The 15,147-nt window shown below is 64.6% G+C and carries 8 protein-coding genes, 5 tRNA genes and 1 pseudogene; 6 read left to right on the top strand and 8 right to left on the bottom strand.

Annotated elements, in window-relative coordinates; all coding sequences use genetic code 11:
• Positions 1-26: 26 nt before the first annotated feature.
• From U5L98_RS12695 to betI, 5 genes and pseudogenes are all read right to left on the bottom strand, one after another.
• The gene (locus U5L98_RS12695; protein WP_322558641.1) at positions 27-2,474 is read right to left on the bottom strand and encodes an acyl-CoA dehydrogenase; all 2,448 of its coding nucleotides are present in this window, start codon (positions 2,472-2,474) and stop codon (positions 27-29) included.
• A gap of 429 nt (positions 2,475-2,903) precedes the next feature.
• Positions 2,904-4,074 (bottom strand): annotated as a pseudogene (locus tag U5L98_RS12690) (IS110 family transposase).
• A gap of 380 nt (positions 4,075-4,454) precedes the next feature.
• Positions 4,455-6,158: a choline dehydrogenase gene (gene betA, locus U5L98_RS12685; RefSeq protein ID WP_322558640.1), complete on the bottom strand. Its 1,704-nt coding sequence runs from the start codon at positions 6,156-6,158 to the stop codon at positions 4,455-4,457.
• A gap of 9 nt (positions 6,159-6,167) precedes the next feature.
• Positions 6,168-7,652, bottom strand: coding sequence for a betaine-aldehyde dehydrogenase (betB, locus tag U5L98_RS12680; RefSeq protein WP_322558639.1), 1,485 nt, complete (start codon positions 7,650-7,652; stop codon positions 6,168-6,170).
• A 12-nt stretch (positions 7,653-7,664) separates the two neighbouring features.
• Positions 7,665-8,270, bottom strand: a complete 606-nt coding sequence (gene betI, locus U5L98_RS12675; protein WP_322558638.1) for a transcriptional regulator BetI — start codon at positions 8,268-8,270, stop codon at positions 7,665-7,667.
• 182 nt (positions 8,271-8,452) lie between these two features.
• Here betI and U5L98_RS12670 point away from each other — a divergent pair, with 182 nt between their 5' ends.
• The 5 genes from U5L98_RS12670 to U5L98_RS12650 all read left to right on the top strand — a co-directional run bounded on the left by U5L98_RS12670 (position 8,453) and on the right by U5L98_RS12650 (position 10,065).
• The gene (locus tag U5L98_RS12670) at positions 8,453-9,427 is read left to right on the top strand and encodes a choline ABC transporter substrate-binding protein (protein ID WP_322558637.1); all 975 of its coding nucleotides are present in this window, start codon (positions 8,453-8,455) and stop codon (positions 9,425-9,427) included.
• A gap of 85 nt (positions 9,428-9,512) precedes the next feature.
• Positions 9,513-9,589, top strand: a tRNA-Met gene (locus U5L98_RS12665).
• A gap of 143 nt (positions 9,590-9,732) precedes the next feature.
• A tRNA-Asn gene (locus U5L98_RS12660) sits at positions 9,733-9,808 on the top strand.
• 60 nt (positions 9,809-9,868) lie between these two features.
• A tRNA-Asn gene (locus tag U5L98_RS12655) sits at positions 9,869-9,944 on the top strand.
• A 45-nt stretch (positions 9,945-9,989) separates the two neighbouring features.
• A tRNA-Asn gene (locus tag U5L98_RS12650) sits at positions 9,990-10,065 on the top strand.
• Positions 10,066-10,277: 212 nt separating this feature from the next.
• Here U5L98_RS12650 and U5L98_RS12645 read toward each other — a convergent pair.
• Positions 10,278-12,329 carry a carboxy terminal-processing peptidase gene (locus U5L98_RS12645; RefSeq protein WP_322558636.1) on the bottom strand — a complete coding sequence of 684 codons (2,052 nt, stop codon included), beginning with the start codon at positions 12,327-12,329 and terminating at the stop codon, positions 10,278-10,280.
• Positions 12,330-12,472: 143 nt separating this feature from the next.
• On the opposite strand from U5L98_RS12645, the gene U5L98_RS12640 reads away from it, so the two are divergent.
• Positions 12,473-13,771, top strand: a complete 1,299-nt coding sequence (locus U5L98_RS12640; RefSeq protein ID WP_322558635.1) for a M18 family aminopeptidase — start codon at positions 12,473-12,475, stop codon at positions 13,769-13,771.
• Between the two features lie 96 nt (positions 13,772-13,867).
• Here the strand turns inward: U5L98_RS12640 and U5L98_RS12635 are convergent.
• Positions 13,868-13,944 (bottom strand) — tRNA-Met (locus U5L98_RS12635).
• Between the two features lie 56 nt (positions 13,945-14,000).
• Positions 14,001-15,092 (bottom strand): redox-regulated ATPase YchF, encoded by a 1,092-nt coding sequence (ychF, locus tag U5L98_RS12630; RefSeq protein WP_322558634.1) that lies wholly within the window; start codon positions 15,090-15,092, stop codon positions 14,001-14,003.
• Positions 15,093-15,147 lie beyond the last annotated feature (55 nt).

The raw sequence follows: 15,147 nt of genomic DNA, 5'->3' as shown, positions 1-15,147 counted from the left end.
CGGGGCGTATGCTCGTGGAGGGGGCGTCAGACGGCGTTGTGGCGCAGCACCTTCGACTTGTCGGTGACGAAGGCGTCGTACTCGAAGTCGTCCACACTGAGCAGTTCCAGCACCTCGGCTTCCCGTTCGCGCATAAAGGTGGCGTCCTCCTCGCTGATCAGACCGGCCTTGGCGGCTTCCTCCACCTTCTGCTCGGGGTGGAGTGCTTCCTCCGGCAACTCGCCCTTGGCGTGGGCCTTGTTGACCTTGCGGTAGAGGCTCTCGGCCCGTTCCTGAGTGACCAGCAGGGCATTGTAGTGGGCGAGCGGATTATCCCGGCTGCCGTCGTTCTCCTGCCAGGTGGTTTCCAGCAGGTAGTGTCGAAGCGCCGTGTCTCGGGAGACAGACTGGGCAATCTCCCGGGTCAGGTCATCCTGAGGGCGTTTCCAGCGACGTCCGGCGGGCATCACGACAATGCGCAACACCCTGCCCAGAGCACGGTTCGGAAGGTTGTCGAAGAGTTCGTCGAAGGCCTGCTCGGCGCGACCCAGCAGGAAACGGCAGCCATAGTGCAGCAGGGCGGCCTCGCCCTCGACCTTGTCGCCTTCGTGCCACTGCTTGAGCGTCATCGAGGCGAGATACAGGTTGGAGAGCACGTCGCCCAGGCGGGCCGAGAGCATCTCACGCTGCTTGAGGCTCGAGCCGAGGCTCGCCATGGCGGCATCTGCGCAGAGTCCGAAGCCGGCGGAGAGGCGGGCGATGTCGCGAGCATAGGGAGCGGCGACCTCGTCGAAAGGGGAGCCCGGTCGACCGAGCCCCAGTCCCTGGGTGAGGGCACGGGCGGCGTTACCGAAAACCAGCCCGGCGTGCCCGAAGAAGGCGCGGTCGAAGGCCTGCAGGTCGTCGGCATCCTTGGCGGCCAGCTCCTCCAGCACATAGGGATGACAGCGTATGGCACCCTGGCCGAAGATCATCAGGTTGCGGGTCATGATATTGGCGCCTTCCACGGTGATGGCCACCGGGTTGGCGCTGTAGCCGATGCCGAGGTAGTTGCGTGGCCCCAGGGTCACCGCCTTGCCGCCGTGGATGTCCATCGCGTCGCCGAGAGTCTGGCGCTGGAACTCGGTGAGCTGGCTCTTGAGGATCGCCGAGGGCACCGCTGGCTTCTCGCCGTGGTCGATGGTGTTGGCCGTCTGGTAGACCGCGGCACGGGAGACGTAGGCCAGAGCGGCCATGCGCGCCAGAGGCTCCTGGACACCCTCCATCTCGGCTACCGGCACGTTGAACTGGCGACGGATACGGGCAAAGCCGCCGCTCCAGCCCACCGCATAGCGGGCGGTGCCGGTGGCGCCGGAGGGCAGGGTGATGCAACGCCCGATGGAGAGGCACTCCACCAGCATGCGCCAGCCCTGGCCGATCATCTCGGGCCCGCCGATGATGGTATCGAGCGGCACGAAGACATCATGGCCCTTGATCGGCCCGTTGAGGAAGGGGCTGCCGATGGGGTGGTGGCGGCGCCCGATCTCCATGCCGTCGGTGTCGCGCGGGATCAGCGCCAGGGTGATGCCGCGATCGCTCTCGTCACCCAGCAGGTGATCGGGGTCGAAGAGCCTGAAGGCCAGCCCCACGACGCTGGCAATGGGTGCCAGGGTAATCCAGCGCTTCTCGAAGTTCAGTCGCAGGCCGAGTACCTCCTCGCCATCGACCTCCTGCCGGCACACCACGCCGGTGTCGGGCAGGGCGGTGGCGTCAGAACCGGCACGCGGGCCAGTCAGACCGAAGCAGGGGATTTCGCGTCCGTCGGCCAGCCGCGGCAGGTAGTGGTCCTTCTGTGTCTCGGTGCCGTACTTGAGCAGCAACTCGCCCGGACCCAGGGAGTTGGGTACCCCCACGGTGACCATCAGCGTCTCGCTGACCGAGAGCTTCTGCAGGACCAGCGACTGCGCCTTGGCGGAGAAGCCCAGGCCGCCGTACGCCTTGGGGATGATCATGCCGAAGAAACCTTCCCGCTTGAGGTATTCCCATAGTTCCTGGGGCAGGTCGGCGCTCTCCCGGGCGATTTCCCATGCGTTGCACATGCCCGCGGCCACGCTGCACTGGTGGTCGAGAAAGGCCTGCTCTTGCTCCGTGAGCCCCTCGTCGCGGTAGTCGAGCAGCGCCTGCCAGTCGGGGCGCCCGGTGAAGAGCTCTGCGTCCCAGGCCACCGTGCCGGCCTCCAGCGCGATGCGCTCTGTCTCCGAGACCCGGGGCGCGACTTTCTTGAACAGGGCGAAGAGGCGAGGCGAAAGCCAGCGGATGCGCAACGCCGGCAGGCCGGCCGCTGCCACCACGGCGGCACTTGCCAGCAGCAGCACGCCCAGCAGGGATGAGGCGAATAGCAGGCTGGCCAGGCCGGTGATGGCGAGCACACCGAGGGCGGGCAGGGCGCCCGCCTCGCGGCGCATCACGACGAGCAGGCCGGCTAGGGCCGCGATCAGCAGGATCAGAGTGAGCATGGCGTGACTCCGGTTATTGTGGAACGCAAGAGTTCGAACAGATGTTTGAATTCTTGCAGACTAGCCCACTTTGTTGCAACCGGCCAGCGGCATGATTCGTAGTCAAGGTTTCAGCAAGAGCGAGAGGCGCCGGGGACAGGCTGTAGAGGGGGTCCTGGTATGGATTGACCCGTCAAGGGCTGAGTTGTCTCTATTTCATGGGGTCGTCCTCAATGCCTACGGATCAGGAAGCGAGGGGCTATCAGCGACGGTGGATCTCTCTGGTATTCGTGGGTTGGGTACCGACCTGTCATCACTTCGTCGCGGAGCTACCCTGCTCTACGCTCGAGGGTCACCCCACCCCGGAGGGTGGGGGCCTCATAGGACCGCCAGGGGTTCTCCTACCGGCCCGACGCTCCCTGACCCGTAGACACTGGGGACACGTGGTCATCATGCCGTGGCTCGGCTGCCGTGCGGTTTGCCCATCGCCTCACAGGCGATCGCCCACAGGAAGCCAGCCAGCTCTCGCGCCACCGCGGTGGTGACCTGCTGCTTGACCTTGCCTGTGGCCGCCAGCCTGCCGGTAGCGGCCACACAGGCGTTTCTGTGCCTCCCAGGCGATGGCCTGGACCGTCGGCGAGGTTTGCTCGGCGCGCTGTTGGATAATGCGTGTCTTGCGTGCCGGGAAACGATAGCTCCAGGCGGTCTCTACCAGCACGCGTCGCACATGGCCGTTGCCGGTCTTGGTGATGCCGCCCTGCCGCCGGCTGCCGCCGCTGGAGTGCTCGCTGGGCACCAGGCCCAGATAGGCCATCAGCTGGCGCGGCGAGTCGAAGCGGCTGATGTCGCCGAGCTCGGCGAGCACCGTCATCGGCGTGATCAGGCCCACGCCGCGCATCGCCATCAACGCCTCGACCACCGGGGCCAACGACCAACTCGGCAGGGCCGCTGTCATCTGCTGTTCCAGGCCGGCCACGCGGCGCTGGGCCTCCTTGACGGCCGCGACGTACTCCTCCAGCACGATCTGCTGAACGGGAGAATCGAAGCGGACCGTCTCCAGCCAGCGGAAGTGCGCCTGGGTCCACTTGCTCTTGCCGCCATAGACCTTGCCATGGCGCAGCAGGAAGGCGCCCAGCCGCTGGCGCGCCTTGAGCTCGATCGCTTTCATATCCTCACGGGCCCGTGTCAGGTCGCGGATCGCCTCCTGCTCGGGAGTGGGCACCCACACCGGCGTCAGCTCGCCGGAGCGCGACAGGCGGGCCAGCATCTGCGCATCGCGGCGGTCGGTCTTGACCCGATCCCCGCTGCGGCGCGGGATCAGTGCGGGGGCGACGACCTCGCAGTCATGCCCGCTAGCCAGGACCTGGTGATAGACCCCGTAGCCGCAGGGCCCTGCTTCATAGCTGAACAGCAGAGGCTGCCCGTCGAAGCGATCACTCAGTTGGTGAATCAGCTTGTCGATGGCCTTGGGGTCATGGGGGATCTCCCCGCGAAACTCGGGGTCATGTCGCCCCGCCTCGGCGATGGAAACGGCGATGGTGGCCTTGTGGACGTCCAGCCCGATATAGGCGGCGTGGACGTCGCTGGCGGCGCTGAGTCGCTCGGCGACCGTGCGTTCCACAACGGCCTGCTGAGTTGCGTTAGACTGTGTCATGACCTGCCTCCCTCAATAGTGGCTCTGTGTTGTTGCCCAACCTCAACGTAACCCACGACGTTGAGGAGGGGCAGGTCAATCCATCATGTCTACGCCAGGGGTGAGGAGCACTGCTCCGAACGGGCTGGCCATGGATGGCCAGCACCGGACCTGCAAGCGGAGCGGGACGCGAGAGCGAAGCAGGGCGTCGGTAGCGCCCAGGGAGGGGTTCACAGCGCCCCCTCGTAGGCCTGTCGCCGGAAAAGCCTCGAGCGTGGTAGTCATCTGCGACTGTCTGGCATCCAAAAAACGCCCCGCGCTGCAGGGCAGGGCAGGGCGCAGTGGTGCCGAGGCAGTGAGTGGCAACTTCAGTCGAGCCGGCGTTGGGGTTCCTCGCGTGCCGGCGCATCACCGGCCACGTAGTAGGGGGCATCCGAGCGCGGCAGCGGCTCGCGGCCGCGGATGCGGTCGGCGATTTTCTCGGCGAGCATGATGGTCGGCGCGTTGAGGTTGCCGGTGGGAATCACCGGGAACAGCGAGGCGTCCACTACCCGCAGCCCTTCGAGGCCGTGTACCCGACCCTGGCCGTCTACCACGGCCATGTCGTCCTCGCCCATGCGGCAAGTGCCGCAGGGATGATAGGCAGTCTCGGCGTGGGCCTTGACGAAGGCATCCAGCTCGGCGTCTGACTGCACCTCAGGGCCCGGGGAGATCTCACGGCCGCGATAGGGGTCGAAGGCGGGTTGGGCGATGATCTCGCGGGTCAGGCGGATGGCATCGCGGAACTCCTGCCAGTCCTTGTCGGTGGACATGTAGTTGAACAGGATCGACGGTGCCGCCTCGGGGGCCCGGGAGGTCAAGCGGATGCGCCCGCGGCTCTCCGAGCGCATGGAGCCTACATGCGCCTGGAAGCCGTGGGCCTGGACCGCGCTCTTGCCGTTGTAGCTGATGGCGATGGGCAGGAAGTGGTACTGCAGGTTGGGCCACGCTTCCTGGTCATTGGAGCGGATGAAGCCCGCCGCCTCGAACTGGTTGCTCGCCCCCACGCCCGTGCCCAGGAAGAGCCACTCGGCACCGATCTTCGGCTGGTTGTACCACTTCAGCGCCGGATAGAGCGAGATCGGCTGGGTGCAGTGGTACTGTATATACATCTCCAGATGGTCCTGGAGGTTCTCACCCACCCCAGGGAGATCTTGGACCACGGGGATATCGAACGCAGCGAGGTGCTCGGGATTGCCCACGCCTGAGCGCTGCAGGATCTGTGGCGAGGCGATGGCCCCGCCACACAGCAGCACCTCGTGGCGGACGCGGGCCTGGCGCATCCCCCCCTTGCGATCGCCCTTGAGAAAATAGCGCACGCCCACGGCCCGCTTGCCCTCGAACTCGATGACGTCGGTGAGGGCGTGGGTCTCGATGGTCAGGTTCGGCCTTCCCCTGGCCTGGTCCAGGTAACCGCGAGCCGTGGAGGCACGACGGCCGTTCGGCGTGACGAAGCGGTCCATGGGGCCGAAGCCCTCCTGCTGGTAGCCGTTGACGTCCTCGGTCTCCGGGTAACCGGCCTGCTTGCCCGCCTCGATAAAGGTCCGGTAAAGCGGGTTGTTACCCTCTTTCGGCGTGGTAACGCTCACCGGCCCGTCGCCGCCATGGTAGGTGTTGGGGCCGATGTCGCGGCTCTCGGACTTCCTGAAGTAGGGCAGGCAATCGGCGTAGGTCCAGTCTTCGAGGCCTGGCGCCTCAGCCCAGTGATCGTAGTCCAGGGCGTTGCCGCGTATGTAGCACATGCCGTTGATCAGCGAGGAGCCGCCCAGCCCCTTGCCACGGCCACACTCCATGCGTCGACCCTCCATGTATGGCTCGGGGTCGGTCTCGAAGGCCCAGTTGTAGCGCTTGCCCTGCAGTGGATAGGCCAGCGCGGCCGGCATCTGGGTGCGAAAATCGAAGCGGTAGTCGGGACCGCCTGCCTCGAGCAGCAGCACCGAGACGCCCTCGTCCTCGGTCAGGCGAGTGGCCAGCACGTTGCCGGCCGACCCGGCACCGATGATGATGTAGTCGAATTCACGGATCTCTGACATGGGATCTCCTTAAAACACCGACTCGAAGGGGCCCATTTCGATCTGGATCGACTTGGTCTGGGTGTAGTGGGCCAGGGTCTCGAGGCCGTTCTCGCGGCCCACGCCGGACTGCTTGTAGCCGCCCACCGGCATCTCGGCGGGGGACTCGCCCCAGGTATTGATCCAGCATATGCCGGCCTCGAGGCGGTGGATCACCCGGTGGGCGCGGTTGAGGCTCTCGGTGAAGACACCGGCGGCCAGGCCGTAGTGGGTATCGTTGGCGCGACGGATTACCTCTTTCTCGTCGTCGAAGGCCAGGATCGCCATCACCGGGCCGAAGATCTCCTCGCGCACGACGCGCATCTCGTCCGTGCAGTCGGTGAACACCGTGGGGGCCGCCCAGGCGCCTTTCGACCAATCGATCCCGCTGCTCTCGCCCTGATTCCAGGCATCACCGCCGGCCAGCAGCCTGGCGCCTTCCTGATCGCCCAGCGCGATGTAGGAGAGCACTTTTTCCTGGTGCTCGAAGTTCACCAGGGGGCCGAAGTTGACGCTCGGGTCCAGCGGGTCGCCGGCCTTGATGCGCGCCACGCGCTCGGCAATTCTTGCCTCGAAGGCTTCCTTTACCGTGCCCTCGACGAACACCCGGGTACCGTTGGTACAGATCTGCCCGCTGGAATAGAAGTTGGCCATCATGGCGGCATCGGCGGCGCGGTCCAGGTCGGCGTCGGCGAAGACGATCAGCGGTGACTTGCCGCCCAGTTCCATGGTCACGTCCTTGAGGGTGGAGCCTCCGGCGGCAGCCATCACCTTCTTGCCGGTGCCGACCTCGCCGGTGAAGGAGACCTTGTCGATGCCGGGATGGCCGGTCATCAGGGCGCCGACGCTGCCGTCGCCGTGGATCACGTTGAAGACGCCGTCGGGCAGCCCGGCCTCGGTGAAGATTTCGGCGAGCCGCATGGTGGTGAGCGGGGTGACTTCGCTGGGCTTGAAGACCACGGCGTTGCCGGCGGCCAGCGCCGGGGCACTCTTCCAGCAGGCGATCTGGATGGGGTAGTTCCAGGCACCGATGGCACCGATCACGCCAAGCGGCTCGCGGCGCGTATAGACGAAGGAATCCTCGCGCAGCGGGATCTGGCTGCCCTCGATGGCGGTGGCCAGGCCGGCGTAGTACTCGAGGACGTCGGCGCCGGTGACGATGTCCACCGCGGCCGTCTCGCTGATCGGCTTGCCGGTGTTGCGGGTCTCGAGTTCGGCGATCTCGTCGTTGTGTTCACGGAGCAGGGCCACCGCGCGGTTGAGAATGCGGCCTCGCTCCATGCCGGTCATCGCCGCCCAGGTACGCTGGCCCTTGCGGGCCGCGGCCACGGCGGCATCCAGATCGGCCTCGGCGGCCTGCTGTACTTCGGCAAGCCGCGAACCGTCGAAGGGGTTGACAACGGCAAAGGTCTTGCCGGACGTGGCGGCCGTGCGACGGCCGTCGATGTAGAGGGTCTGGATGTCGAGGGATGTCATGGTGACCTCCATTCAGAAAGAAGAAAGGGTGTCTTGAGTGTCGAGCAGGCGATCGAGGTAGTCCCGGGCCAGGCGTCGTGCCTCGTCGCTGTCCAGGCCTTCGAGGGTCAGGGCACCGCGTAGCCACAGGCCGTCGATCAGGGCGGCCAGTGCGCGGGCACAGGCGCGGGCTTCGTCGCGAGGCATTGCGCGTCGAAACTGGTAACTGAGATTGGCGTAGAGACGACGGTCATTGACCTGCTGCAGGCGTGCCAGCTCTGGCTCGTGCATGCTGCTGGCCCAGAAGGCCAACCAGGTCTTGGCCACTGGACCTGTGACCTGGCTGCGGTCGAAATTACCGTCGATGATGGCGCCGATATGGTCTCTAGGATTCTGGGTGATGAGCTCGCGCCGCCGTGCCGCCACCGCTTCGCCCAGGTCCCAGAGGATCTGGCGCATGGTGGCTTCCAGCAGGCCGTCTTTGCCGCCAAAGTAGTGGCTAATAATGCCGGCAGAAACGCCCGCGTGGCGGGCGATGCGCATCACCGTGGCATCGGCCAGGCCGACCTCGTCGATCGCCGCCATGGTGGCCTTGATCAGCTGCTGGCGGCGGATGGGTTCCATTCCAACCTTGGGCACCGTTGCTGACTCCTTTCCCGGGCAAATGATCTTGCAACTACCACATGAAGCATGGTTACCATGTTCACAGGTTGCCATTTTTTTATTGAACGTTCAATCAATAAAGGGCGGGTAAATTCAGCCTTCGACCGCTAGCATCGCTATCGCGTCTATACTTCACGTCCAACCGGAGGAATGCCTACATGGACATTCGCAATCTGAATCGTCGACTTACCCTGGGTCCCCTGGGTCTCAGCGCTGCCGCTATCGGGATCGCCACGTCGCCACTGCAGGCCGCTGCTCCCGAGAGCTGCGAGAACGTGCGTTTCGCTGAAGTCGGCTGGACCGACATCACCGCGACCACCGCCCTCACCACCGAGGTGCTGGAGGCCATGGGCTATGAGACGCGTATCGACACCGTCTCCGTGCCTATCGCCTACCAGGGCATGAAGAACAACGATTTCGACGTCTTCCTGGGTAACTGGATGCCCTCCATGGCCTCCATCAGCGACCCCTTCGTCGAGGATGGTGATGTCGATCGCCTGGGCGCCAACCTGGAAGGTGCCAAGTACACCCTCGCGGTGCCTCAATACGTTCATGATGCCGGCGTCACTTCGGTGGCCGACCTCGCCGAGCATGCCGAGCGGTTCGACAGCAGTATTCACGGCATCGAGGCCGGCAACGACGGCAACCAGCTGATCCAGCAGATGATCGATGACGACGCCTTCGGCTTGGGCGGCTGGCAGCTGATCGATTCCAGTGAAGCCGGCATGCTCGCCGAGCTGAGTGCCCGGGCACCTGAGGAACAGTGGATGGTGTTCCTTGGCTGGGAACCGCATCCCATGAACACCAACTTCGACATGGCCTATCTGGGTGGCGCCGATGACTACTTCGGCCCTGACCTCGGGGGTGCCACCGTCTACACCAATACCCGTGCCGGCTTCGTCGAGGAGTGCGCCAACGTTGGTGAGCTGCTGGAAAACCTCGAGTTTACCCTCGAGATGGAGAACCAGCTGATGGCTGAGATCATGGACGAGGGCGCCGATCCCCGTGATGCCGCCCGTGCCTATCTGCAGGCCAACCCCGAGATCCTGGAGATCTGGCTCGAGGGTGTCGAGACCCGCGAGGGCGAGCCGGCACTGCCGGCGGTCAAGCGTGCCCTCGATATCGAGGCGTGAGTGTTCGCGCGGGCTTGCCATGCAGCAGGCCCGCGTGCATAATCCCACCCCGTTGCCCGGCTGCGGTCGGGCAAGCTGTTGATAAGGCTACGTAGCTCAGCTGGTTAGAGCACATCACTCATAATGATGGGGTCCCCTGTTCGAATCAGGGCGTAGCCACCAGGACATTCGAAGACGCCCGCCAGGTCGATGCCCGGCGGGCGTCTTGCATTGGCGTCAGGTAGCGCCGGCGAGTGGGTGAAATGCCAATCCCTGCTTGACCTTGCGGAACCGATCCGTATACTACGTCCCGTGCTTGAGGTCATTCCCCGATAGCTCAGTTGGTAGAGCAAATGACTGTTAATCATTGGGTCGCAGGTTCGAGTCCTGCTCGGGGAGCCAGATTCGCTCATTCGGCGAAGGATCTCGTCAATCGACAAGCACATTGCGGCATGCGGTCATTCCCCGATAGCTCAGTTGGTAGAGCAAATGACTGTTAATCATTGGGTCGCAGGTTCGAGTCCTGCTCGGGGAGCCAACCGCTCCTGATTGCTGCCGTATTCTCCGCGTTACCCTCCATCATTCCCCGATAGCTCAGTTGGTAGAGCAAGTGACTGTTAATCACTGGGTCACAGGTTCGAGTCCTGTTCGGGGAGCCAGATTTATCCAGCGATTATCCTTTTCTGCTTCTACTGTTTCTTGGCTCATTGCCGAGCGACTGATGTCGTCGTTCCCGAGTTTCATTGCCTCGTTACCTGCGGTTGCCCGTGCGTCTGGCCTGACCGTTCATACGGTATTGTGATGGAGCCAAGAGAGCGCCGGACCCTGGGGCCCGGCGTCGTTAGCCAGTTGCGTTAGTCAGTTGCATTAGTCAGTTGCGTTCAGCGAATTGCCAGGTGCCCTTGAGCTGGGTGTAGTCGAGCAGGATCTGAGCCGCTTCCATGATCTGGGCGCGGTCGATTGGCTCCTCGTCGGCGCTCTCTCCGTCGCGGGCATCGATCCACTCATCCAGCGGGTCCAGGCCAAGGGCGCGTCGCCGCTCGTTCTCGAGGGCGAGCTGTTCGGCCTCCTGGGCTTCCACCTCGCGCTGGCGCTGCTCACGATTGAGGCTGACGCTGGTGTGCTGCTCGCGAAGGCGGCTGACCAGTTCGGACTGCTGCTCGAGGTAGTGGAAGTTCGGGTGCTGTGCGGCACGCTCTTGATGGCGGCTGCGTAAGGTATCGAGGTACTGGCGGGGCTCGCCGTAGGTGCGATACTGCACCTCGCGCACCGTATCCCATTCCAGGGCGTTGTCGAGGCTGCTCTCGCCGATCAGCTCCGGATCGATCAGGCTCGGGAAACGGATGTCCGGCTCCACGCCACGATGCTGGGTGCTTGCCCCCGAGATGCGGTAGAACTTGGCCCGGGTCAGCTTGATCTCGCCATGGCTGAGCTCGTTGAGGGTCTGGACCGTTCCCTTGCCGAAGGTATCGGTGCCCACCACCAGGCCACGACCGTAGTCCTGGATGGCGCCGGCGAAGATCTCGGAAGCCGAGGCCGATAGCCGGTTGACCAGCACGGCCAGGGGACCGTCGTAGAGAGTGCCGCTCTCGGTGTCGCCATAGAGGCTGATGCGGCCACGGGCATCGCGGACCTGCACGGTGGGGCCGCGGTCGATGAACAGGCCGATCAGTGAGTTGGCTTCCTGCAGGGCGCCGCCGCCGTTGTTGCGCAGGTCGAGCACGATGCCCTCGACGCCCTCGGCCTGGAGTCGTTCAACCTCCTTGGCCACGTCGCGGGTGGTGCTGCGGTAGTCCTCCTCCCCGGCCTGCCAGGCATCGAAGTCGACATAGAAGGTAGGAATCTCGATCACGCCGAGGCGATGGATGCCGTCGTCCCGTTCGATCTCGATGACCTCGCCCTGGGCGGCCTGGTCCTCCAGGTCCACGGTGTCGCGGGTGATCTCGATGACCGTGGAGCGCGTCATATCGACGGCCTGGGCGGGCACCACTTCGAGGCGCACCACCGAACCCTTGGGGCCACGAATCATGTCGACCACTTCGTCGAGGCGCATGCCCACAACGTTGACGATCTCTTCGCCTTCCTGGCCCACGCCGACGATGCGGTCGGCCGGCTGCAGGGCCCCGGCCCGTTCGGCGGGGCCGCCCGGGACCAGGCTCGATACCTTGACGTATTCACCGTCGGCCTGGAGCAGGGCACCGATGCCCTCCAGCGAGAGACGCATCTGGATGTCGAAGGACTCACCCTGGCGTGGCGAGAGATATTCGCTGTGAGGGTCGATGCTGCCGGTTACAGCGGCCATGAAGAGTCCAAAGACATCACTCTCGTTGGTCTGGCTCAGGCGAGACAACTGTCCCTCGTAGCGCTGGCGCAGGTTGGCCTCTACCTGCTCGGCATCCTGGTCGCTGATGGTCAGGGTCAAGGCCGCGTTCTTGAGCCGTTTCATCCACAGCTCATCCAGGGTCTCCTGCTGGCCGGCCCAAGGGGCATTTTCACGCTCCAGTTCCAGGCGCTGCTCGCTGTCGAAGGCGAAGTTGACGCCTTCGTCGAGCCGCTCCAGCAGCCATTGAAAGCGTGATTCGGCGCGGTCGTGATAGCGCTGATAGAGGGCGAAGGGGCGTGTCAGGTCGCCGTCGAGCAGCGCCTCGTCCATGCCCGCTGCCAGGTCGCTGAAGGCGCCCACGTCGCGGTCCAGCAGGAAGGCCCGCTGGCTATCGAGGATATCCAGGAAGCGCGAGAAGGCCTGCTCCGACCAGTCGTCGTCGAGACTGATATCCGCGTAATGGCCATAGCGCAGCGATTCGGCCACTTCCGAGGCCACCTGGCGCTGGGCATCGCTCGGCTCAACTGCGGCCAGTATCGGCGTGGTGGCCAGCAGCAGGGCCAGGACCGTCGAACGTCCAAGGGTGACTAACTGGCTCATCGATGAAGCACTCCCCGATTCGTGTACACTTGATACCTACCCAGACTCCGCCCCGGCTGACGAGTTGCATGGACAGAAAGCGCAGTATATCAGCTTGATCGTGCTGCCAAGACCCCTGAAACGCCCCGCGATAGAGGAATTACATGTCCCAGGATGCCCGACTCGAGCGACTGCTCGATTTCCTGCGCCGATCCCCCACGCCCTGGCATGCCACGGCCAACATGGCTCGGCGACTGGAGGAGGCCGGCTACCGGCATCTCGAAGAGACCGATGCCTGGCGTCTGTCTCCCGGCGAGCGTGTCTACGTCACGCGTAATGATTCCTCACTCATCGCTTTGCAGCTGCCTCGCGAGCGGCTTGCGGCGCTGCGCTTGATCGGAGCCCATACCGACAGCCCCGGCCTGCGCCTCAAGCCCAATCCCGCCCAGAGTGCGGCGGGCTGGCTTCAGCTCGGTGTCGAGGTCTATGGCGGGGCCCTGCTGGCTCCCTGGTTCGATCGCGACCTGGGGCTGGCTGGGCGGGTGCACCTGCGCCATGCTGACGGCCGCATCGAGGGCGTGCTGCTCGACGTCGAGCAGCCACTGGCGATCATCCCGAGCCTGGCCATCCACCTGGATCGCGAGGCCAACAATGGCCGCGCCATCAATGCCCAGACCGAGATGGCGCCGGTCTTCCTGCAGGGCGGGGGACAGCCCGATCTCGAACGTTTTCTCAAACGCTGGATCGTCGAGCAGCACGGCCTCGAAGAGGTCGAGCTTCTCGATTTCGAGCTCGCCTTTCGCGACATGCAGCCGCCGGCTCGGGTCGGCGTCGACGGCGAGCTGATCGCCAGTGCCCGGCTCGATAACCTGCTTTCCTGTTTCATCGGCCTGGAGGCGCTGCTGGAGAGCGACGGTCGTCAGGGAGCGGTGCTGGTGGCCAACGATCATGAAGAGGTGGGCAGCGCCAGCGCCTGCGGCGCTCAGGGGCCCTTCCTCGGTGACGTGCTTCGGCGGGTCAATGCTCAGCTCGGCGAGCCCGGCGACGAGGCCTTCATTCGCTTGATCCAGGCCTCGCGGCTTATCTCCTGCGACAACGCCCATGCCCTGCACCCCAACTTCCCGGACAAGCACGATGCCGCCCACGGCCCGCTGCTCAACGGCGGGCCGGTGATCAAGGTCAATGCCAGCCAGCGCTATGCCACCAACAGCGCCACGGCGGCGCTGTTTCGCGACCTCTGCCGCGCGGCCGAGGTGCCGGTGCAGAGCTTCGTGACCCGAGCTGACATGGGCTGCGGCAGCACCATCGGGCCGATCACCGCCACTGAGCTCGGGGTGCCGACCCTGGACGTGGGTGTGCCCCAGTGGGCCATGCACTCGATTCGCGAGACCGCCGGCGCCCGGGATGTGGAGTATCTGACACGGGTACTCACTGCATTCTGCAATCGTGCCGAGCTGGCCTGACGCTAGGCCCCGAGCTGCAAGCCAGGTTGGCCGACCAAAGCCCGAAGCCAAAAAAGCCCACCTGGCGAACCAGGCGGGCTTTTTGGCTTCGGTATCTGGTGGCTACGCCCTGATTCGAACAGGGGACCCCATCATTATGAGTGATGTGCTCTAACCAGCTGAGCTACGTAGCCGAACAACGGGGGCGCATTCTAGGGAGTCTGCCCAGTCGGGTCAAGCCCTTCTGGCATCATACATTGAAGCGGAAGTGGATCACGTCACCGTCCTGGACGATATACTCCTTGCCCTCCAGGCGCCACTTGCCGGCGTCCTTGGCGCCCTGTTCGCCACCTAGCGAGACGAAGTCGTCGTAGGCGATGACCTCGGCGCGGATGAAACCCTTCTGGAAGTCGGTGTGGATCACGCCGGCGGCTTCGGGGGCAGTGGCGCCCACCTTCACCGTCCAGGCTCGCACCTCTTTGGGGCCGGCGGTGAAGTAGGTCTGCAGACCGAGCAGGGCATAGCCGGCGCGGATCACCCGGTCGAGCCCTGGCTCTTCCATGCCCATCTCGTCGAGGAACATGGCGCGCTCCTCATCCTCCAACTCGGCGATCTCGGCCTCGATCTGGTTGCATACCGGCACCACCACCGCGCCTTCATCGGCGGCCATCTCGTTGACCACCTCGAGGTAGGGGTTGTTCTCGAAACCGTCCTCGTTGACGTTGGCGATGTACATGGTGGGCTTGAGCGTCAAGAAGCCGAAGCTCTTGAGTTGGCGCTGCTCGTCGTCGTTCAGGCCGACGCTTCTCAATGGCAGGCCCTCGGCCAGATGAGGCTGGATGCGCTCGAGGATCGCCTTGGTGGCAATGGCCTCCTTGTCGCCGCCCTTGGCCACACGTACCAGGCGCTGGATGGCACGCTCGACGGTGTCGAGATCTGCCAGCGCGAGCTCCATGTTGATGATCTCGATATCAGCACGCGGGTCGATCTGGTTGGCGACGTGGATCACGTTGTCGTTGTCGAAGCAACGCACCACGTGGGCGATGGCCTGAGTCTCGCGGATGTTGGCCAGGAACTTGTTGCCCAATCCCTCACCCTTGGAGGCACCGGCCACCAGACCGGCGATGTCGACGAACTCCATGGTGGTAGGTATCACCTTCTGAGGCTTGATGATTTCTGCCAGCTTGTCGAGGCGCGGGTCGGGCATCGGCACGATACCCACATTGGGCTCGATGGTGCAGAAGGGGAAGTTCTCGGCGTCGATGCCGGATTTGGTCAGCGCATTGAACAGCGTGGACTTGCCGACGTTGGGCAGGCCGACGATACCGCAGTTGAAACCCATGGGAGTGTCCTGGAAAGCGTGTTCGCGAGTGGAAAGTGGCGAGTATTCTACTCGA

It is taken from the genome of Halomonas sp. (assembly GCF_034520545.1).
GTDB lineage: Bacteria > Pseudomonadota > Gammaproteobacteria > Pseudomonadales > Halomonadaceae > Halomonas.
The sequence above is the reverse complement of the archived record's forward strand: the minus strand, read 5'-3'. Positions and strand labels throughout refer to the sequence as shown.